Origin of the sequence: Falsiroseomonas sp. E2-1-a4 (genome assembly GCF_051433165.1) — a bacterium.
Taxonomy (GTDB): Bacteria; Pseudomonadota; Alphaproteobacteria; order Acetobacterales; family Acetobacteraceae; genus Falsiroseomonas.
Map to the genome: position 1 here is coordinate 84,618 of NZ_JBHMFS010000018.1, position 18,336 is coordinate 102,953.

An 18,336-nucleotide genomic window follows, 5' to 3' on the forward strand; every position below is an offset into this window, starting at 1 on the left:
GAGCCGCCGCGCCACGCCAACCGCCCGCCCCCCTACATCGTGCGCCCGCGCGACCCTCGTCGCGGACCGCCGCCGCATGGCTAGGCGCCGGCGTTACTCGCGGGACCCGCTGGGCCTGCGCCGGGCGCTGTCCGGGCTGCTGCTGCCGGGCCTGGTCGCCGCCATGGCGCTGCTGGCGGCGCTTGCCCTGGCCGGGGCGCAGGGAGCGGCGACGCTGGCCGAGCGCTGGCAGCGCGGCGCCGCCGCGGCGGTGACGGTGCAGATTCCGGACGCGGATGCCGTGCGGCTGGAACGCGCGGTAGCCGCCCTGCGCCAGATGCCGGAGGTGGCCACGGCGGAGGCGATGGAGCCGGAGCGGCTGGCCGCGCTGCTGCGCCCCTGGCTCGGCGACAGCCCCGCCATCACCGTGCCCGGCGTGATCGAGCTGCGGCTGCGGGATTCGCGCACCGACCCGGTGCTGATCGGCGACCGGCTGGCCAATGTGGTGCCCGGCGCGCTGGTGGAGGCGCATGGGCTGTGGGTGCAGCGGCTGGCGGCGCTGGCGCGCAGCCTGCAGGCCATCGCGCTGGGCGTGCTGGTGCTGGTGGCGGTGGTGGCGGCCGCGGTGGTGGCGGTGGCCACCCGCGCCGGGCTGGCGGCACGGCGCAACGCGATCGAGGTGCTGCACGGCCTCGGCGCAAGGGATGGCGACATCGCCGGCCGCTTCGCCCGGCGGGTTGGGCTACTGGCGGCGACCGGGGCGCTGGTCGGCGCCGGCCTGTCCGTGCCGGCGCTGGCGCTGCTGGTGGACCTGGCCGGCCCCTGGGTGGGTGCCGAAAGCCGCCTGCACAGCCTCGCCGGCCTGCCCTGGGCCGGGCTGCTGGCCTTGCCGCCGGTGGCCTATCTGGTCGGCTGGGCCACCGCGCAGGCCACCGTGCGGCGCTGGCTGCACCAATTGCCGTGAAGCGCCTGCTGGCTTTGATCGGCGGGCTTGGCCTGGTCGGGCTGGTGCTGCTCGGCTGGGGATTCCTGCGCTTCCTGACCGGCGCCACCGCCGCGGTGGAGGACCCGGTGCGGCCGACCGAGGCGGTGGTGGTGCTGACCGGCGGCGCCGACCGGGTGGAGACCGCGCTGCGGCTGCTGGAACAGGGCGCGGCGCCGCATCTGCTGGTCTCCGGCGCCCATGCCGAGCTGACCCTGCCGGAGCTGGCCCGCGCCCATGGGCGTGACCCGGCCGCCCTGGCCGGGCGTGTCACCCTCGGCCGGGCCGCGGCGACCACGCTGGGCAATGCGGTGGAGGTGGCGGCCTTTGCGCGAGGCCGCGGCATCGGCTCCGTCCGCCTGGTGACGGCGGGCTACCACATGCCCCGCGCGCTGCTGGAGTTGCGCCGCGCGGCGCCGGGGCTGGCGGTGGTGCCACATCCGGTGGTGCCGCCAGGGTTGCGCGAGGATGGCAGCCCCGATGGCCGCGGCCTGCCGGGATTGCGCCGATGGACCCTGCTGTCCGGCGAGTATCTGAAGTATGTGGCCGCTGCCGCCGGGCTGACGCGTTTCCTGCCGGCGAAGGAACAGGCGCTACGATGATCTGGCTACGGTCCCTGATATTCAACATATTGTTGTTCGGCATCACCGCGGTGGTCGGCATCATCGCCATTCCCACCCTGCTTATGCCGAGCAGCGCGGCGCTGCGGGTGACGCGGCTTTGGGCACAACTCGTGATCCTGGCGCTGCGCTACAGCGTCGGCGTGCGGGTGGAGGTGCGGGGGTGGGAAAACCTTCCGCCGGGCGGCGTGGTGATCGCGGCCAAGCACCAATCGGCCTTCGACACCATCATCTGGCTGAGCCTGCTGGATAAGCCGGCCTATGTGATGAAGAAGCAATTGCTGGCGATTCCCGTCTATGGCTGGCACGCCCGCAATGCCGGGATGATCCCGGTGGACCGGGAGGGCGGCGGCCCGGCGCTGCGCGGCATGCTGCGCGCGGCCACCGCCGCGGTGGCCGGGGGGGCGCAGGTGGTGATCTTTCCGGAAGGCACGCGCACGCCGGTTGGCCAGCGTGTGGCCTACCAGCCGGGGGTGGTGGCGATTGCCGCCGGCACCGGGGCGCCGGTGGTGCCGGTGGCCACCGATAGCGGCCGGGTCTGGGGCCGCCGGCATTTCCTGAAGCGGCCTGGACTCATCCGCATCGTCATTCTGCCGCCACTTCCGGCCGGCTTGAACCGGACGCGGATGCTCGAAGCCCTGCAGAACCAGATCGAGGACACGACGGATCGATTGATGGCCGAGCCACAATTCGGATAGCCGGAACCCTGTGGATAAATCTGTGGGTTGACAGTCACGGTTGTCCCCAGGGCACGAAGCGGTTCTGATACGAAGTGTTTCTGAAACCGACCAAACCATTGATCATACGTCAATCCAGCCGCATCAGCCTTCCCGCAACCCATTGATTTTTATAATCTATCTCTTCGCGCTTTAATGCAGGGTTCAGACGGGATCTTGATGCAGTTTCGCAAACCTGGACAAGGACTTAGCCGGCGAAGGCGCGGTGGATTAATCCTGGCGCAGCGAGCGCCGGGGGGCGTTTGCCCCACTGTATGTTATATTTCCGGAACAAGATCTGCCGCCTTCGGCACCCTTATTTCCCTCGCCTCCGGCAGCAGGGCGGCCAGGCGCGCGAGGCCCCGGTCCCTCACCCCCATCTCGGCCAGATGCGCCAGCGTGTTCAGAAGGTAGTCGCGGTTCGGACCCATCTGGCCGACGCCCCGCGCGATGGCCTGCGCCGCCGCCGCATCGGCCAGGTCGCGCACGTACAGCCGGCAACCGCGATTGGCGACGTAGGTGACAGCCGGCACCGCCGGGCTGCCCGGCGCATCCAGCCGGCGCACCCGAAGCACGCGGCGGTGATAGACCACCTCCGCCCCATCCGGCAGTTCACGATCGTCCAGGTAGCGCAGCACCTCGGTCGCCGCGGCGGCGGGCACGCGGAACACCACGCCCCGGCAGGCGCCGCCGCGATCCAGCCCCAGCACCAGTCCCGGGGCCTCCGGCGTGCCGCGGTAGCGGTGCGACCACAGGCAGAAACGGCGGTGATAGCCGCCGAGCAGGGCGGGATGGCAGCCGGCATGGTCGAAGCCGGGCCGCCAGATCAAGGACCCGTAGCCGAAGACCCAGAGCGCCCCGTCATGCAGCGGCGGCGGATCGGCGGAGTGGGGAATGGGAGGATGCCTGCACGGGAAGACCGGAATCGGCTATACCGTCGCCCAGGATGGAAATGAAGACCCCGCGGCGTCGCCGCCCCCTCGGCCCGCGCCTCGCACTCGGCGCGCTGCTGCTGCTGCTTGCCCTCGGGGCCGGGCACACCCTTCTGTGGCGGGCCATGGCCCATCAGCTGGAGGCGGGGCTTGCCACCTGGGTCGAAGTCCGGCGGGCGCAGGGCTGGCGGGTGGATCATGCGGCGCCGGTGCGCGGCGGGTGGCCCTTCTCCGCCACGCTGACCCTGGGCGCGGTGCGGCTGGAAGGCGGCGGCGCCACGGTTCCCGGCGGCTTGGCGCTGGATGCAGAACGCGTGGTGCTGCGCGTGACCCTGCCGCGGCTGAACCGCCTGCGCGTGGAAATGCCCGGCGCCCAACGCCTGCGCCTGGCCGGCGGCGAATGGCGCTTCGCCGCGGATGAGCTGGTGGCCCTGGTGCCGCTGGAGACCAACACCCCGCCGCGGGAGGCGGAGTTCCTGGCGGAACGGCTGCGCCTGGCCACCCCCGCCGGGCCGATGGAGGTGGCACGTGCCCGGCTTGCCGCCGCCAGTTCCTCCACCGCCACCGAGGATGAGCCGGCCATCACGCTGGACCTCTCGGCCGAGGCGATCGACCTGCCGATGGCCGCGGATGCTGCCCGCGGCTTCGGCCGCCGGATTGAGGCGCTGCTGGCGGAACTGTCCCTCAGCGGCCCGGTGCCGCCCGGCCGCGTGCCGGCACAGCGCGCCGTAGCTTGGCGCGATGGCGGCGGATCGCTGGAATTGCGCCAGGTGGCGCTGCGCTGGGGCCCGGCGGAGGTTGCCGCGGCGGCCACCCTGGCGCTGGACGAGGGACTTCAGCCGATGGGCGCGGGCACGCTTCGCGTCACCGGCGCGGCGGAGGCGCTGCAGGCGCTGACCGATGCCGGCGTGGTCGGACGGCGCGCCGCCGGCACCGCGCGCATCATGCTGCCCCTGATGTCCCGCCCCGCCCCCGGCGGCGGCACCGAGATCGAGGTGCCGGTGACGGTGGAGGACCGCACCCTGGCGATCGCCCGCATCCCGGTGCTGCGCTTCCCGGCCTGGGACTGGCCGGTGGTGGGCGCTGCGACGCGCTGAGCGCGTGCCCCTGGCAATGCCTATCGCGGAAATAGAATTCGCGATCTGGAGGCGGCGGCAAATCACGCTTAGGTTTCGTTTCGAAGAGGAACGGTGATCGCTCCTCCCCATCGGAAGGAAGCCCAAAATGACCCGCATGACCCTGACCGCCCTGGCCCTGGGCCTGGCCCTGCCCCTGCTGCCCGCCGCCATCCCGCAGGCCGAAGCCCAAGGCCAGACCGCCTGCCGCGGCAGCGTCTTCGTGGATTCGGTGTACCAGACCGGCCTGGGCGGCAACCGCTACGAATACTTCGTGCAGGTCCGCAACGGCACGCCGCAGGCGATGGGTTTGCAGCTGAACTTCGGCGGCTTCGGCGATGCCGTGACGCTGTTCAGCCCGCAGCTCACCGGCATCACCCTGCCGGCGCATGGCAGCCAGACCATCCGCTTCGGCAACGGCACCAACGGCAACATCCACATGGGCAATGTGACCATTGCTTATGACGCCCCGGCCACGGGTGGCCGCGCCACCGTTTCCGCCAGCAACTGCGCTCGCCGCTGAGCGCAACACCCGGCAGATCCGGCTGCGCCGGATCGCCGGGGCTGCAGGATACCGGCCGGCCCGCCACGGTCGGCCCCACCATCAACAACTGCCAGGGATAGGCACCCACGCCGCAGGCCCGCGGGGCTGGCGGCGTTTCCCTGCGCGTACGGAAGGTCTAGCCTCGCCGCATGCTTGAACTGGTCGATATCGGCCGATCCTACCGCGTCGGCCCGGGCGAGATGCACATCCTGCGGCATCTCTCGCTGACCGTGGCCGCCGGGGAGCTGGTCTCCATCATGGGCGGCTCCGGCTCCGGCAAGACAACGTTGATGAACATCGTCGGCCTGCTCGACAAGCCGACCAGCGGCCAATACCGGATCGACGGCCAGGATGTGCTGCGGGCCGAGGCGCGGGAATTGTCGCGGCTGCGGAACCGGCTGATCGGCTTCGTCTTCCAATCCTTCTTCCTGCTGCCGCGGCTGAATGCCTGGCGCAACGTGGCGCTGCCGCTGATGTATCGCGGCACGCCGGAGGCCGAGGCGCGCCAGCGCGCCATCGCCATGCTGGAACGCGTCGGCCTCGATGAGCGGACGGAACACATGCCGGCGATGCTGTCCGGCGGCCAGAAGCAGCGGGTCGCCATCGCCCGCGCCCTGGTCGGCGAACCGCGCGTGGTCCTGGCGGATGAGCCGACCGGCGCGCTCGACCCCAAGGTGAGCCAGGAGATCATGGACCTGTTCCTGGCGCTGAAGCGCGAATACGGCGTGCTGATCCTGATCATCACCCACGACCCCGGCGTCGCCGCGCAATGCGAACGCCAGGTGGTGCTGGCCAATGGCGTGCTGACGGAGGTTGTTCCCGCATGCTGAAGCGCGTGGTCGCCGAAGCTGCGGCGAACCTGCTCGCCTCCCGCCAGCGATCGGCGCTGGCGCTGCTCGGCATCGTCATCGGCGCGGCGGCGGTGATCGCCATGCTGAATGTCGGCGCCATCGCGCGCAACGAGACCATCCGCCAGTTCCGCCAGCTCGGCACGGACATCCTGACGCTCCGCGCCGAGGGCAACACCGGGCTCGGCCATTTCCAGCTTTCCGACCTGGAGGCGCTGCCCCTGGAACTGCCGGCGGTGCGGGAGGTGGCGCCCTTCGTCATCGGGGGCGGCAGCGCGCAGCATGAGGGGCAGGTGTCCCATTCGTCCCAGCTCGGCATCACCGCCGCCTTCGCGCAGGTGACGCGGATGCGGATGCAGGCCGGGCGCTTCATCTCCGACTATGACCGGTTCGAGCTGTATGCCGTGGTCGGCGCCGGGCTGGCGCGGCAACTCTCCACACCCTATGCGCCGCTCGGCGTCGGATCGCCGCTGCGCATCGGGCGCTATGTCTTCACGGTGATTGGCGTGGCGGAGCCGATGCTGCACAGCCCGATGATGCCGGTGGATATCGACAACACGCTGTTCGTCTCCATCCCCAATGTCCGCCGCATCATGTTCAACCCGTCGCTGTCGATGGCCATCCTGCGGATGCAGCCGGATGCGGATGCGGAGGCTGTGGTGGGGCAATTGCAGCGCCACCTTGGCCCGAAGCTGCGCGACCAGCGGCTTTCGGTGCAGTCCGCGCGGCAGCTGATTGCCGGGATGCAGAACCAGATGCAGTTGTTCACGCTGCTGCTGGGCGCGGTGGGCGCCATCGCGCTGGCACTCGGCGGTGTGGGCGTGATGAACATCATGCTGGTCTCCATCGCCGAACGGCGGCGGGAGATCGGCGTGCGGCTGGCGATCGGCGCCCGGCCCGGCGACATCCGCACGCTGTTCCTGGCGGAGGCGGTGCTGCTGTCCATCACCGGTGGCGTGCTGGGCATTTTCCTCGGCATCGCCGGCGCCTGGGGCTTTGCGTGGCTGTCCGGCTGGGAATTCGTGATCTCCCCCACCGCGGCGCCGCTCGGCGCCGGGGTTTCGGTGGCGGTCGGTATCTTCTTCGGCTTCTACCCGGCCGTCATGGCATCGCGCCTGGATCCGATCGAGGCGCTGCGGGCGGAGTAGCAGGCGGCTGAAGCGCGATCGGCGGCTCGCCGGTCGGCTCCGCGATGGCCGGCATCGGCAGGACGGTTGGGGTTTCCATGCTGGCGGCATCGGGCGGGCTGCGCAGCACGGCTGGCGTGCCGCAGGCAGCCAGCATCAGCAGCAACCCGAGGCTCGCCCAACGCAAGGACCCGCCGGGGGGGAACCCGGCGGGTGGTGCGACGCGCGGCGTGGGGGGCGGTGGCCGCATGCGTCGCGTCGCGCTCAGCTGCGGATGGTGCAGGAGGTGACCCGCAGCGTCACCACGCTGCCGGCGAGCGAACCCGGGAAGGCCTGGATGCTCGGCCGCGTCGACTGCTCGCCGGGATTGGCGTTGTCCACATGGATGTTGCCGCTGATGAAATCCGCACCCCGCCGCAGCTCGATCTGCACATCGTAGCGCAGGCGGCTATGGCTGGTGTTGGTGATCACCAGGTGGATCGGCTGGCCGGCATTGGGCTGGTAGATGCGGTCCAGCCGCAGCGCGCAGTTGGTGACAGTCGGCGGGTGGTATTGGCGGTTCTGGCCCTGCCATTCATGGCCGCTCTGCGCCTGGGCGGCACCGCCTGCCGTGATCGCCGCCAGTGCCAGGGCCGCGCCTGTCAGCTTTCCCGCGTATCGCATGAACCGTCTCCCGTTCCGTTCGTTGCGTGCCTGACGGAACCATTCCGATCCGGCGACGACATCAGGATTGCACTGAGCGAAACGGTTCGGCAATTCGGCGCTGACGATGTGCGCAATAGGAAACGCCTCACGGGACCGCATTGCCTCTTCACCCTTTGGGATGAGATACTTTGGCGGAAGCGAGGTTGCACGGAAAGAGAAGGGTCGGCCGGGTGGCATGGCATGTCGTGGCGGGGATCGGCGCGATGCTGGTCCTGCTGATGGGGCCGGCAGGGGCGCAGCCGAGGCTGCAGCCGGGGGCACCGCCAAGGCCGCCCGCCGGCGCCGTGCCGCTGACATTGCCGGAGGCGGTGGCGCTGGGCCTGCGCAACAATCGCGGCATCCGCGGCGAATACCTGCAACGCATCTCGGACCGTTTCGCGCTGCGCGTGGCGGAGGACAGCTTCACCCCCCGCCTCGCCCTTGCCGCGGAAGCCGGCCGGTCGCGCAATGCGGATGTGCGCGCCTCGCGCTTCGCGGTGGGGCCGGTTGTCACGGTGGATACGCCGACCGGGGCGGTGTTCCGGATGTCCTGGCTCGCCAGCCAGACCAATACGCGCGGCCAGACGCCGCAGGGCCCGTCGCAGATCGGCTTCCAGGTGGAGCAGCCGCTGCTGGCCGGTGGCGGCATCGACTACGCCATGGCGCCGCGCCGCATCGCCCGGATTTCGGAACAGGGCGCGCAACTGCGGCTGAAGGCGCAGGTGATCGACCAGATCTCGCAGATCATCGTCGCCTATCGCACGCTGCTCCAGTCGCAGGAACAGACCCGCATCGCGGAGGAAAGCCTGCGCCGCGCGCGTGACCTGGTGGAGGTGAACCGCGCGCTGATCGCCGCCGGACGGCTGGCGCAGGTTGAGCTGATCCAGTCCGAGGCCAGTATCGCGCAGCAGGAACTTCAACTCATCGCCGCCCGCAACAACGGCGAATCGGCGCGGCTTTCGCTGCTGGTGCTGATGGGGATCGACCCGTCCTCGCCGGTCTGGGCGGCGGAACGGCCGGCCGCGCCGGCGGTGCGGGTGGATATGGACCGCGCGCTGGCCACCGCCTTCGCGACGCAGCCCGCCTATCTGGCCCGCCTGCTGAGCATCGAGATCAGCCGCATCAACCTCGACATCGCGCGCAACCAGCGGCTTTGGGACGTGTCGATCGTGGCCGGCGCCGGGCAGCAGGCGCTGCGGTCCCAGGTGCTGGAGACGATCGGCGCGCTGTCCACCGTGCGGTCCGATTTCAACATCGGCCTGCGCGTGAACATCCCGATCGGCGGCCTTTCCCGCGAACAGCAGGAGGTCAACGCCACGGTGGCGCTGCGGCAGAATGAGGTGCTGGTCGAGGAAGCGCGCGACCAGCTGCGCCGGCAGGCGGAGGATGCGGTGCGGAACATCGAGGCGCAGCGCCGCCAGGCCCAGCTCGCGACGCGCGCGCGTGAACTGACGGCGCAGCAATTGGCGGCGGAGCTGGTGAAGCTCCAGGCCGGGCGGTCCAGCAACTTCCAGGTGGTGTCCTTCCAGACCGCGCTGCAACAGGCCGAAAGCGCGGAGCTTGCCGCGGTGATCGCCTATCTCAACGCGCTGACGGCAATGGACCAGGTGCTGGGCACCACGCTGGACACCTGGCGCATCAGCCTGAACGAACGCTGATGGATGGCGTGCCCAACCCGGCGGAAGCCGCGCGGCTGGCGGCGCTGGCGCGCTACGCCATTCTGGACACGCCGCCGGAAGCTGCCTTCGACGATGTGGCGAAGCTGGCCGCCAGCCTCACCGGTTGCCCGATGGCCTATGTCGCGCTGCTCGACGCCGGGCGGCAATGGCTGAAGGCCGCGCATGGCTTCGATGCCGCGCTGCTGACCTGCGCGCGCGACCAGGCCTTCTGCAACGACACCATCAGGGCGCGGGACCTGCTGGTGGTGCCGGACCTGGCCGCGCATCCGCGTTATGCCAGCTACCCCAGCGTGGCCGGCGCACCCTTCCTGCGCTTCTACGCCGGCGCGCCGCTGATCTCGGCGGAGGGCCACGCGCTCGGCACGCTTTGCGTGGTGGATACGGTGCCGCGAGAGCTGGATGCCCGGCAGGCGGAGGGATTGGCCCTGCTGGCCACGCGGGTGGTGGCGGAGTTGGAACTGCGTCGGCGGATGATGGAGCTGGATGCGACCGAGGCCGATATCCGCGCCGCGCATGACCGGCTGGACCTCGATTTCAACGCGGCGCTGGATGGGCTGGCCGATGGCGTGGTGACGCTGGCCAGCGATGGCGCCGTGATCGCGATGAACCATGCCGCCGCCGCCATGCTCGGCCTGGTTGCGGCGGCGGCGCAGGGCGCGACGCTGCTGGCGCTGCTGCCCGGCGACGGCACCGCCGATGACCTGCTGGATGCGATACTGGCGCCGATTGGCGGGGAGACCGCACCGCCGCGCCGCACCATCAGCTTCGGCCCGCGCCGCCTTTCCGTGGTCAGCCGCGCCTACCGCCTGCGGGTTGGCGCAGCACGCGGCCGGCTCGGCCTGACCGCGACGCTGACCGATGTGACGGAGACGGAGCGTCTGGCGGAAGCCGAGGCGGCGCTGTCCCGCGATCTGGCGGACCAGCACCGCAAGCTGCAGACCGCCTATCTGGACCTGGAGAACGGCGCCATCCGCATGCAGCAGGTGGCGCAGCGCGTGCGGCTGGCGCGGATGGGCGCCGCAGCCGGCGTGGTGGCGCTGCTGCTGGCCACCGGCGCCTATGCCTGGCTGCCGGCGCCGAGTTGGACAGCCTCTGCACCCGCGCCGTCCGGCGCGCCCAGCATCACGCTGGTGCCGCAGCCCGTCTCCTCCCGCATCGCCGTGGTCGGCATGCTGGATGCGGGGTCGCTGGTCAGCGTGGTCGGGCCGTTCGACGGGTTGGTGCAGGACAGGCTGTTCCAGTATGGCGGCCAGGTGGAACGCGGCCAGCCCTTGCTGCGACTGAACCTCGGCGAGGTGGAGGTGCGGCTGCGCGATGCCCGCAGCGCGCAGATCCGCGCCCGCCAGCGCGTGGCCGAACTGCGCGGCTGGGCCACGGGCTTCGAGGTGGCACGCGCCCGCCGCAGTCTGGCGCAGGCCCGGCTGGAGGCCACCGACCTCACCACCCGCGTGGCGCAGACCCGCATGCTGCTGTCGCGCGGCATCATCGCCGCCGATGAACATCGCGCGCTGGTCCAGCAGCAGCGGAACCAGCAATTGCAGGTGCAGTCGGCGGAGAACGACCTGGAGGCGACGCTGGCACGCGGCGATGCGGAGACGCTGCGAATCGCCGAACTGGAACTCGCCAATGCCGAGGCGAAGGTGCAGGAGCTGGAGACGGACCTCGCCAACGCCACCGTGCTGGCCCCCGTCTCCGGCGTGGTGCTGATGCCGCCGGAGGGCCAGGGCGGAAGGCGGGCGGAGACGGTGGAAGCCGGATCCCGCGTACAGCGCGGCCAGACCATGTTCACCATCGGCGCGCTGGAGACTTTTCGGGTGCGCGCCACGGTGGATGAGATCGATGTGAACAAGGTGCGGGTCGGGCAACGGGTGACGGTGACGGGCGATGCCTTTGGCGGGCTGGTGCTGGAAGGCCGCGTCACCAGCGTGGCCGCCCAGGCCGGTAGCGAATCCGCCTCGCGCCAGGGCATGCCGAGCTTTCCGGTCTCGGTGGCGGTGGAGGGACTGTCGCCGGACCAGCGCCGGCAGTTGGCCGTCGGCATGTCCGCCAGCCTGTCCATCGTCACCTATGACAACCCCGAGGCCTTGGTGCTGCCGCCCCATGCCGTGCAGGACCAGGGCGGCACCCGCGCGGTGCGGGTGCGCCGCAACGGGGTGGAGGCGATGGTGCCGGTGGTGCTCGGCATCAGCACGCCGGAGGGTGTGGAAATCCGCAGCGGCCTGGCGGCCGGGGATGTCGTGCTGCCCTGACTACGTCGCCCGCAGGGCGCGGATGGTATCCCGCAGGGCGCCGACTATATGGCCCGCTTGGCGCGCCAATTGGTGGCGCGTTCGAAGGCGTGGCCGGCGCGCAGCACCATGGCATCCGCGAAGGGCCGGCCGATGATCTGCGCGCCGACCGGCAGCCCGCCCACCCCGAAGCCGGTGCAGACGGCCAGCGCCGGCTGGCCGGTCAGGTTGAAGGGCATGGTCAGGCCGGGGTTTTCCAGGCTGGCGAATTTCGGCACCTGGTCGATCGGCGGCGCCTCTGCCGGCTGCGCGGCCGTCACCAGCAGATCCACATCCGCCATGGCCACGGCAACCTGCTGGCAAAGCTGCCGGCGGCGGCGCTGCGCCTGGAGGTAGTCCGCCGCCGTGACCAGCGCGGCGAGCGCCAGCCTTTCGCGCAGGATTTCGCCATAGTCGTTGAAGCGGGCGCGCAGCCAGGGCTCATGCACCGCATGCGCCTCCGTCATCAGGATCAGCCAGCCGGCGGCGTGGAACTCGGCCAGCGGCGGCAGCGTGACGTCGGAGAGGATGGCGCCCTCAGCGCGCAGCACATCGGCCAGGTGGTCCACGCCGGCGCGGACGGCGGGGCTGGCGTTCAGGTCCCGTTCATGGAAGTGGCGGATCACGCCGATCCGCAGTCCCTTCACACCGCCTTCCAGCCCACTGAGCAGGTCCGGCACCGGCCGGTCGGCGGAGGATGGGTCGGTGGGATCATGGCCCGCCATGGCCTGCAAAAGCAGCGCGCAATCCTCCACCGTCCAGGCCAGCGGGCCGGTCGTGTCCAGGCTATGCGCCAGCGGCAGCACGCCGGTGCGGGAACACAGCCCATAGGTCGGCTTGATGCCGGCAAGGCCGCACAGCCCGGCCGGTCCGCGGATGGACCCGCCCGTGTCGCTGCCGGTGCCGCCCAGCACGATGCCCGCCGCAACGGCCGCGCCGGTGCCGGTGGAGGACCCGCCGGTGAAGCGGCTGGTGTCCCAGGGGTTGCGGGCCGGCGGCCAGGGCAGGTCGAAGCTGGGGCCACCCCAGGCGAATTCATGCGTCGCGGTCTTGCCGATGGTGACCGCCCCGGCCTCCGCCCAGGCGCGCACCACCGCGGAATCCTGCGCCGGGATGTGGTTTTCCAGGATGCGGGAGTGGCCGGTTGTGGGGATGCCGGCGGTTTCGTAGATGTCCTTGTGACCGATCGGGATGCCGTCCAGCTTCCCCTTCAGCGTGCCGGCCATCTGGCGTTCTTCGGCCGCGCGGGCCTGCTGGCGGGCGAGGTCCGGGGTCAGGCGGATGAAGGCGTGCAGTTCCGGGTTCAGCCGCTCGGCGCGGGCCAGGGCGGTCTCCGCCAATTCGACAGGGGAGACCTGCTTCGCGGCGATCAGCCGGGCGGCGGCGGCGAGGCCCAACGGCAACTCGTTCATGGCTTGAACACCGTGGCAGGTTCCAGCGCAACCTGATCCTGCGGGCGCAGGCGCTCGGTCGCGGCGGTGATGTAGCGGGAGGCATCGAGGATGCTGGCCCGCTCCGCCGGCGTCAGCACCAGCCCGGCACGGGCAATCAGCGCATCGAACAGGGGTTCGGGCATCGGCTCCGGCATGGGGCGGTTCCTTTCTGGGACGGGCTGATCATGCGGATTCTACGGCGCCTGTCATCCCACCCCCCTCGCGGCGGCGGCGGGGGCTGTGGTATTTGCGGCGCGGCGTCTCCGTAGCTCAGCCGGATAGAGCACCAGATTCCTAATCTGGGGGCCGTGGGTTCGAATCCCGCCGGGGACACCAATTAGATCCTTCAAAGCATTGATTTTTCTGAATTTGTGCTTCGGGGCCTAGTTCATCCCCCACGATATCCCCCACAGTGCGCAGAGGCTTGGCGGCATTTCGGGCTTAACGGTCGCCACCATGCGCAGAGCGCCCAGCGACATAGCCACCCCACCCAATCGGCCGCGGGGGAAGCAGCCACGCCAAAACGTCCGGCACCCTGAAGCCGGCGCCGTTACGCGGCGCGTCGATGATGCGGAGCATTGCGCGAAGCTCCCGCCATTCTTGCATCCCCAAGCGGCTCCGCCCGCCATGTTTCCAGTTCCCGTGCCGCTTCGGCCGGTGCCGGGCGGGTGTCTGGCGTAGCGCGCGGAATGCAGCCCACCCGGCCGGGACATTGCGCCAGCTCACTCGGCAGCTTCCGGCCAAAGAGCATCGCCCACAGCGGCCAGCGGTGCCGCCGCCTGAACGAAACGCGCCACCGCATCCGATACAGCCTCAAGCCCCCGCTCGCCCGCCGGCAGCAAGGCCAGCCGCTCAAGCCCCGCCAGGGCGCGCGGCTCAATCTCGATCCAAGCCCACACCACACCTCGCCGCCGCCGGCTTCGATAGGCGCGGGCGCGCTCCCGGTTCAGTTTCCGCCGTTGCGCCGCGCGCTCCGCTTGCGTCATCGGTTCATGCGTTTCCGTCATTCTCGCCCCATTTCATCCGTTCACCGTGACGCGCCGCCACCAAAGGCCCGGCGCCAAAGATCATCGAGGAATGCAACGCACTCCGCCGGGAGGCGCGCTTTCACCGGCTTGCCGTGTAGCCATGCCCGCATCTGTTCCATCCGTTCGCGCTGCGCGGTCGTCAGTTCCGGCGCCCGCACCAGCAGCGCGATTTGCTTTCGCGCCGTCCGCGGCGGCAGGCTCGCAAAGCTGAATATCGGCGCCGCTTGCCGCTTGCCTTCCGCCTCCACCACAGCGGCCAGCGCGTGCCAATCCAGGCCCGCGCCGTTTAGCGTTCGCGTGATAGCAGCGGCGGCAGCGGCCACCTCGCCCGGCCGGTCGCTTGCCAGCACCGGCAGCAGCTTGGCGAGGCGTCCGCCAATACGGGAAAGCCCGCTCATGTCCGCACTTCATGAATTCTGCTTGCCGCCAGATGCACAGGGGGATGACAGGGCCAGCATCGCCAGCCGGTCGGCTCCCGCGCCTCACGCCACCACCGGCCACCACCTTGCGGCGTGTGCCGTCCACAGCACCCGCACCAGGCCCCCGGCGGCGGCTTAGAAGTCACGTCCGCCCATGACGGCGGGCGCTGCAAACCGGAGAGGCAGAGTGCGGCGATATGCGCCCGATGCTCAGCATCCGGATTGACGGGATACTCGCCGCGCGCATCGGCCTCACGCGCCGCATGGATTTCCACCCGCTCGGCAACAAGGGCGGCATCCGGTGCGGCCAGTGCCGCAAGCGCAAGTTTCGATGCGGCGAGGTAGAAGTCGGCACGCGCCGCCCCATCATCGCCAGCTTTTGCATTTCGACTGGCAACAGTGGCAACGCTGGCAACATTGGCGGTTTTCTGCGCCTCTGACAGCGTTACCACCTCAGAAAAGGCACTGGTAACGCTGGTAACGCTCCGGGCAGCGCGGGCGGCACGCCACCCGGCCAGCCGGTCGGCACGGGCGCCGCTCACTTCGCCACCTCGCCTGCGAGGATGGTGTCGCGGATCACATAGACCCGCACTGGGCTGGAAAGCCCCACACGCTCGGCGCGTTGCAACCGGCCATGCTCTTGCGGGATCAGGAAGCCCGCCCGTCGTAGCGCATCGGCCGCCCCCTTTGCATCCATCCCGGCCACCACCTCGGAGCGCCAGGTGTCGGGCAAGATCAGGAATTGCCAGCCGCCGCCTTCCCGCTTGCGCCAACCCGCCCGGTTCACCACAAGCCGCGCCTCCGCGTCGCCTTCGCTTCCGAGTGTCTGGAAGCGGCTTTCCGCATGCGCCCCGATAAAGCCCCGCACAGCAGCCACCGCCGCAGCATCCTCGGCCGCACCGTTGCCAGCCTGCCGCGCGCCACGCCATGCGACGAAGCAGGCAGCCGCGGCCTTCTCAGCCTCACCCGCCGGCCAGGGCAGCAAGCCGCTTGCCGTGGCGAGTTCACCCGCCGCCGCAGCCAGTGCAAAGCGCCCCGCCGCCCGCCGCACTTGTCCGGCGGCATCCTTCGGGACATGGGCGGCCAGGAAAGCGGCCACCACCTCCCGCGCATCGCGCGCCATGCCTTCGGGATCATCGGCCAGGATGTGCAGCCAAGCGCGGCCCGCGGTGCCGTAGCAGCGCCCCGCCGCCGCCTTGAGCGCGTCGGCCATGGCGCCCGCTCCGGCGTGGTGGTGCAGCTTCTCAAACAAGCCATGCGGCCCGGCCTCGGCCGGAATATCCAGCACCCGCACTTCCTGCCCAGCCCGCGCCCGCTTGGCACCGCCGCGCGCCTCGGCCATCCGATCGGCAATGCCTTCCTCGCCCGTCGAGAGGAACAGCGTCCGCCACTCCGCCACGCGCCGCGCGCTGCCATCCCGCCCGGCTCGGCCTTTGCCTGCACCGTTCGCCAGCATGTAAGCCGCACTCGCCACCGTCTCGGCGCCGGCCTCGCCCATTTCGTCGAGGCACAGCAGCAGGTCGCAATGCGCCGCTGCCACCGCTTCCAGCGAATTATCGGTGGTGCGCCAGCTTCGGCACCACCCGCGCAAGCCGCCGCCACCCCACACGCTGCCAGCCGCATGAAGCGCGGTGCTTTTCCCCACACTGGAAGGCCCGCGGAAATGAAACCCGCCACCCTCGGCGCCGATCAGCGCCGCCAACGGTGCCGCGAAGGCCACCGCCAGCGCGAAGCCAAGGCGAGAGTTCCCCGACGCCAGCGCCGCCAGTTCGCTTTGCCACTCGGCCAGCGTGCCGGATTGATGGAGCGGCGGCAGCGCGTCGGGCCGCTCGGTTTGCAGCATCACCCGCTCACCGCCGCGGCGGCCCATGGTGGCATCCGGCAGGACAAACACCCGCCGGCCTTCGGCACCATGCCACCCGATGCGCGAAACCACCCGCACCCGGTCAGGCGGATTGGCGCGCGTCAGATACTCGGCCAGCTTCTCCCGCGCCTTGCGCCCGGAACTTAAGAACAGCCCACCATCGAGAAGATGGGAGCGCACCTCTTGCCCATCGCCGGCCAGCATGGCGCGCGGCATCGCCCATTGATGTTGCCGCCCGTCCGCATCCTCCCATTCCAGCAAAGCGCCCCAAGCCTGCCCGGTGCCATTATTCGTCGCGGCCACCACCCGGAGCGGGCCGCATACATGCACCGGCACCACCGCATCCCGCCCGCCTTCGATCGGCTCCGCCTCCCACCACACGCCTCCGGAGCGCATGTAGAAAGGCCGCGGCATTTTCGGTGCATCCTCGGCTTGCGCCTCCGCATCGGCCACCATCCGCCGCAACGTCTCCGCGGTCACATCAGGCGGCAGCGGGTCCGCCAAGTCCCATTTCTCCGGCCAGTCAGCAGGGATCGCCACCACCGCCACGGAAGCGGCCCCAGCCTTCGCCAGCGCCTTGCGGAGCGCGTCGGCAGCCTCATCACCCGCCGTGTCATGATCGGGCCAGATGATGACGTGGCGGCCTTCCAGCGGGCGCCAATCGGCCTTGCCGGTGGCGTTGCTACCGCCCGGCCATGTTGCGGCCACATGCTCCGGGAAAAGCGCCACGGCAGCTTCGGCCGCCTTCTCCCCTTCGCAGAGGATCACGGGCGCCTCGGGCCGCGCGGCGAGGGCCGCCAGGCGATAGAGCGGGCGCGGTGCCAGTGGTGCTTTCCAGTGCCAGCGGCGTTGCCCTTTCGCGGTGCCGAACGTCAGTGGCAAAAATTCCTTGCCGCCATCGGGCAGATTGAAGCGAAACACCCGGCACAGCGGGCGTTGCTCCGCATCACGATAGGTCCACCCGCAAACCGGCATGCCAAGCCGGGGATGGCGCCACGCTTTCGGTGGTTCCTCCGGTGCCGGCAATTCCGCATGCCAGGACGCGGCGGCTTCGGGCATTTCCTGCACCTCCGGCGCAGCGCCAAGCGGCGCGAAGGGATCAGCGTCCATCGCTCGCGCCCCCCATGCCAAGCATCTGCGCCAGCCGCTCGGCGGCCTCGCCTTGCGTCAGACGATGCACCGCCGCGGCGAGGCTCACTGCATCGCCACCCCGCGCGTCCGTGGCGAAGTCCGCCCATCGGCCGGTGCGGAGATTGACCTTGCAGGATGCGCCCGGCTCGCCGGCCAGGCTGCCGCATGTCCACTCGGCCCCGATTTGCTTTCCGCCCGGCAGCCATCGCCGGCAGAGTTCGGGCAGGTGCGGGAGTGCGGCGCGCGCCACCTCGGCAATATCGAGGTCCGGCGCCATGCAATGTCGCGGGAAAGGATGCGCGCTCATGCTGGACCGCCTTCCAGGCGCCGCTTGCACGCCAGCGCGTCGGCCATGGTGGCGAAGGCCAGTGCCACCGCGCCACCCCGCGCCAGCGTCTCGCCCGCCAGCATTTCGCCGCGGCGGTTCGGCCAGTTCAGCCCCTCATCATGGGTGAGGAATGCCGAGAGTGCGCCGCGCCGGGCGAGGCTTTCCAGCCGTGCCCGCGCCGGATCAGCGGCCACGATCACGCACCACCCAAAGGCGGGAATGTCAGGAAGGGAAAAGAGCCTTGCAGCGCCGCCCTTCGGCAGCGTCAGGCCCGGTGTCATTTCATCGCGCATGTTGCGCTCCTTGTGATGTTGGAGCGGGTGCGGGATGTGCTGGAATCCGAGCGCCGGGCGATGTAGAAAGCGGGTGCGACCACCGCTCACCAACACTGCCGCCGCCGGGCCGCACATGCTGCGCCCGGCGGTACTCATTCAGCACCGAGCATCCGGCGCAGCGATGCGCCATCGGCCAGGGTGCGGCCGCCACAGCGGAAAAGCCGGAGCGCGCCATCCGCGGCACGGCGCCGCAAGGTGGCAACGCTCAGGCCGCTTAGGCGTGATGCATCGGGCAGGGTGAAGGAAAGGGCATCGCGCATCGGCGCGGGCCGCTCATCCGGGCGCCGCTTCCGGCGCGGTGCAGT

Annotated in this window: 20 protein-coding genes and 1 tRNA gene; 11 read left to right on the plus strand and 10 right to left on the minus strand. The window is 70.5% G+C overall.

Annotated features, from left to right (window positions below):
* Positions 1-76: 76 nt before the first annotated feature.
* From ACFHNC_RS18815 to ACFHNC_RS18825, 3 genes are read left to right on the plus strand one after another with little or no spacing between them, the layout of a single operon-like run.
* On the plus strand, positions 77-943 hold the full coding sequence (locus tag ACFHNC_RS18815) for a cell division protein FtsX (RefSeq protein ID WP_437170777.1): 867 nt from the start codon (positions 77-79) through the stop codon (positions 941-943).
* Positions 940-1,563: a YdcF family protein gene (locus tag ACFHNC_RS18820; protein ID WP_437170778.1), complete on the plus strand. Its 624-nt coding sequence runs from the start codon at positions 940-942 to the stop codon at positions 1,561-1,563. The genes ACFHNC_RS18815 and ACFHNC_RS18820 overlap by 4 nt, the downstream gene beginning before the upstream one ends.
* The gene (locus ACFHNC_RS18825; RefSeq protein ID WP_437170779.1) at positions 1,560-2,279 is read left to right on the plus strand and encodes a lysophospholipid acyltransferase family protein; all 720 of its coding nucleotides are present in this window, start codon (positions 1,560-1,562) and stop codon (positions 2,277-2,279) included. Before ACFHNC_RS18820 ends, ACFHNC_RS18825 begins: the two co-directional genes overlap by 4 nt.
* 296 nt (positions 2,280-2,575) lie before the next feature.
* Here ACFHNC_RS18825 and ACFHNC_RS18830 read toward each other — a convergent pair whose 3' ends face one another.
* Complete coding sequence (locus tag ACFHNC_RS18830; protein WP_437170799.1) at positions 2,576-3,193, minus strand: gamma-glutamylcyclotransferase; 618 nt, start codon at positions 3,191-3,193, stop codon at positions 2,576-2,578.
* A gap of 56 nt (positions 3,194-3,249) precedes the next feature.
* Here ACFHNC_RS18830 and ACFHNC_RS18835 point away from each other — a divergent pair, with 56 nt between their 5' ends.
* The 4 genes from ACFHNC_RS18835 to ACFHNC_RS18850 all read left to right on the plus strand — a co-directional run bounded on the left by ACFHNC_RS18835 (position 3,250) and on the right by ACFHNC_RS18850 (position 6,884).
* A complete protein-coding gene (locus ACFHNC_RS18835; RefSeq protein WP_437170780.1) occupies positions 3,250-4,326 on the plus strand; it encodes a DUF2125 domain-containing protein in 1,077 nt (358 codons plus the stop codon).
* 127 nt (positions 4,327-4,453) lie between these two features.
* Positions 4,454-4,867, plus strand: a complete 414-nt coding sequence (locus ACFHNC_RS18840) for a hypothetical protein (protein WP_437170781.1) — start codon at positions 4,454-4,456, stop codon at positions 4,865-4,867.
* A gap of 170 nt (positions 4,868-5,037) precedes the next feature.
* Positions 5,038-5,718 carry an ABC transporter ATP-binding protein gene (locus tag ACFHNC_RS18845; RefSeq protein ID WP_437170782.1) on the plus strand — a complete coding sequence of 227 codons (681 nt, stop codon included), beginning with the start codon at positions 5,038-5,040 and terminating at the stop codon, positions 5,716-5,718.
* Positions 5,712-6,884 carry an ABC transporter permease gene (locus tag ACFHNC_RS18850; protein ID WP_437170783.1) on the plus strand — a complete coding sequence of 391 codons (1,173 nt, stop codon included), beginning with the start codon at positions 5,712-5,714 and terminating at the stop codon, positions 6,882-6,884. Before ACFHNC_RS18845 ends, ACFHNC_RS18850 begins: the two co-directional genes overlap by 7 nt.
* A 243-nt stretch (positions 6,885-7,127) precedes the next feature.
* On the opposite strand, the gene ACFHNC_RS18855 is transcribed toward ACFHNC_RS18850, so the two are convergent.
* On the minus strand, positions 7,128-7,526 hold the full coding sequence (locus tag ACFHNC_RS18855; RefSeq protein ID WP_437170784.1) for a hypothetical protein: 399 nt from the start codon (positions 7,524-7,526) through the stop codon (positions 7,128-7,130).
* A 212-nt stretch (positions 7,527-7,738) separates the two neighbouring features.
* Here ACFHNC_RS18855 and ACFHNC_RS18860 point away from each other — a divergent pair, with 212 nt between their 5' ends.
* Together ACFHNC_RS18860 and ACFHNC_RS18865 are read left to right on the plus strand one after the other, a co-directional pair.
* Complete coding sequence (locus tag ACFHNC_RS18860; protein ID WP_437170785.1) at positions 7,739-9,205, plus strand: TolC family protein; 1,467 nt, start codon at positions 7,739-7,741, stop codon at positions 9,203-9,205.
* Complete coding sequence (locus ACFHNC_RS18865; RefSeq protein WP_437170786.1) at positions 9,205-11,475, plus strand: HlyD family efflux transporter periplasmic adaptor subunit; 2,271 nt, start codon at positions 9,205-9,207, stop codon at positions 11,473-11,475. Before ACFHNC_RS18860 ends, ACFHNC_RS18865 begins: the two co-directional genes overlap by 1 nt.
* A 44-nt stretch (positions 11,476-11,519) precedes the next feature.
* On the opposite strand, the gene ACFHNC_RS18870 is transcribed toward ACFHNC_RS18865, so the two are convergent.
* On the minus strand, positions 11,520-12,905 hold the full coding sequence (locus ACFHNC_RS18870; RefSeq protein ID WP_437170787.1) for an amidase: 1,386 nt from the start codon (positions 12,903-12,905) through the stop codon (positions 11,520-11,522).
* Complete coding sequence (locus tag ACFHNC_RS18875) at positions 12,902-13,081, minus strand: hypothetical protein (protein ID WP_437170788.1); 180 nt, start codon at positions 13,079-13,081, stop codon at positions 12,902-12,904. Before ACFHNC_RS18875 ends, ACFHNC_RS18870 begins: the two co-directional genes overlap by 4 nt.
* A gap of 104 nt (positions 13,082-13,185) precedes the next feature.
* Between ACFHNC_RS18875 and ACFHNC_RS18880 the strand changes: the two genes are divergently transcribed.
* Positions 13,186-13,262 (plus strand) — tRNA-Arg (locus ACFHNC_RS18880).
* Positions 13,263-13,648: 386 nt separating this feature from the next.
* Here ACFHNC_RS18880 and ACFHNC_RS18885 read toward each other — a convergent pair.
* Both ACFHNC_RS18885 and ACFHNC_RS18890 read right to left on the minus strand, forming a co-directional pair.
* The gene (locus ACFHNC_RS18885) at positions 13,649-13,933 is read right to left on the minus strand and encodes a hypothetical protein (protein ID WP_437170789.1); all 285 of its coding nucleotides are present in this window, start codon (positions 13,931-13,933) and stop codon (positions 13,649-13,651) included.
* A 20-nt stretch (positions 13,934-13,953) separates the two neighbouring features.
* Positions 13,954-14,352 carry a hypothetical protein gene (locus ACFHNC_RS18890; RefSeq protein ID WP_437170790.1) on the minus strand — a complete coding sequence of 133 codons (399 nt, stop codon included), beginning with the start codon at positions 14,350-14,352 and terminating at the stop codon, positions 13,954-13,956.
* A gap of 218 nt (positions 14,353-14,570) precedes the next feature.
* On the opposite strand from ACFHNC_RS18890, the gene ACFHNC_RS18895 reads away from it, so the two are divergent.
* Positions 14,571-14,813 (plus strand): hypothetical protein, encoded by a 243-nt coding sequence (locus tag ACFHNC_RS18895; protein ID WP_437170791.1) that lies wholly within the window; start codon positions 14,571-14,573, stop codon positions 14,811-14,813.
* A gap of 98 nt (positions 14,814-14,911) precedes the next feature.
* Here the strand turns inward: ACFHNC_RS18895 and ACFHNC_RS18900 are convergent, their stop codons facing one another.
* From ACFHNC_RS18900 to ACFHNC_RS18915, 4 genes are all read right to left on the minus strand, one after another.
* A complete protein-coding gene (locus ACFHNC_RS18900; RefSeq protein WP_437170792.1) occupies positions 14,912-17,347 on the minus strand; it encodes a DUF927 domain-containing protein in 2,436 nt (811 codons plus the stop codon).
* The gene (locus tag ACFHNC_RS18905; protein WP_437170793.1) at positions 17,337-17,675 is read right to left on the minus strand and encodes a hypothetical protein; all 339 of its coding nucleotides are present in this window, start codon (positions 17,673-17,675) and stop codon (positions 17,337-17,339) included. The genes ACFHNC_RS18900 and ACFHNC_RS18905 overlap by 11 nt, the downstream gene beginning before the upstream one ends.
* The gene (locus ACFHNC_RS18910; RefSeq protein WP_437170794.1) at positions 17,672-17,989 is read right to left on the minus strand and encodes a hypothetical protein; all 318 of its coding nucleotides are present in this window, start codon (positions 17,987-17,989) and stop codon (positions 17,672-17,674) included. The genes ACFHNC_RS18905 and ACFHNC_RS18910 overlap by 4 nt, the downstream gene beginning before the upstream one ends.
* Positions 17,990-18,123: 134 nt before the next feature.
* Positions 18,124-18,336, minus strand: a 213-nt coding sequence (locus ACFHNC_RS18915; protein WP_437170795.1) for a hypothetical protein, incomplete at its 5' end; no start/stop codon positions are given.

Excerpts from the sequence above, each read along its gene's own strand:
- ACFHNC_RS18815 (WP_437170777.1), top strand. The coding sequence starts at position 77 with ATGGCTAGGCGCCGGCGTTACTCGCGGGACCCGCTGGGCCTGCGCCGG.
- ACFHNC_RS18905 (WP_437170793.1), bottom strand. The coding sequence starts at position 17,675 with ATGAGCGCGCATCCTTTCCCGCGACATTGCATGGCGCCGGACCTCGAT.
- ACFHNC_RS18885 (WP_437170789.1), bottom strand. The coding sequence starts at position 13,933 with ATGACGGAAACGCATGAACCGATGACGCAAGCGGAGCGCGCGGCGCAA.
- ACFHNC_RS18850 (WP_437170783.1), top strand. The coding sequence starts at position 5,712 with ATGCTGAAGCGCGTGGTCGCCGAAGCTGCGGCGAACCTGCTCGCCTCC.
- ACFHNC_RS18840 (WP_437170781.1), top strand. The coding sequence starts at position 4,454 with ATGACCCGCATGACCCTGACCGCCCTGGCCCTGGGCCTGGCCCTGCCC.
- ACFHNC_RS18855 (WP_437170784.1), bottom strand. The coding sequence starts at position 7,526 with ATGCGATACGCGGGAAAGCTGACAGGCGCGGCCCTGGCACTGGCGGCG.
- ACFHNC_RS18865 (WP_437170786.1), top strand. The coding sequence starts at position 9,205 with ATGGATGGCGTGCCCAACCCGGCGGAAGCCGCGCGGCTGGCGGCGCTG.
- ACFHNC_RS18900 (WP_437170792.1), bottom strand. The coding sequence starts at position 17,347 with ATGGACGCTGATCCCTTCGCGCCGCTTGGCGCTGCGCCGGAGGTGCAG.
- ACFHNC_RS18825 (WP_437170779.1), top strand. The coding sequence starts at position 1,560 with ATGATCTGGCTACGGTCCCTGATATTCAACATATTGTTGTTCGGCATC.
- ACFHNC_RS18870 (WP_437170787.1), bottom strand. The coding sequence starts at position 12,905 with ATGAACGAGTTGCCGTTGGGCCTCGCCGCCGCCGCCCGGCTGATCGCC.
- ACFHNC_RS18910 (WP_437170794.1), bottom strand. The coding sequence starts at position 17,989 with ATGCGCGATGAAATGACACCGGGCCTGACGCTGCCGAAGGGCGGCGCT.
- ACFHNC_RS18875 (WP_437170788.1), bottom strand. The coding sequence starts at position 13,081 with ATGCCGGAGCCGATGCCCGAACCCCTGTTCGATGCGCTGATTGCCCGT.
- ACFHNC_RS18835 (WP_437170780.1), top strand. The coding sequence starts at position 3,250 with ATGAAGACCCCGCGGCGTCGCCGCCCCCTCGGCCCGCGCCTCGCACTC.
- ACFHNC_RS18845 (WP_437170782.1), top strand. The coding sequence starts at position 5,038 with ATGCTTGAACTGGTCGATATCGGCCGATCCTACCGCGTCGGCCCGGGC.
- ACFHNC_RS18895 (WP_437170791.1), top strand. The coding sequence starts at position 14,571 with ATGCGCCCGATGCTCAGCATCCGGATTGACGGGATACTCGCCGCGCGC.
- ACFHNC_RS18890 (WP_437170790.1), bottom strand. The coding sequence starts at position 14,352 with ATGAGCGGGCTTTCCCGTATTGGCGGACGCCTCGCCAAGCTGCTGCCG.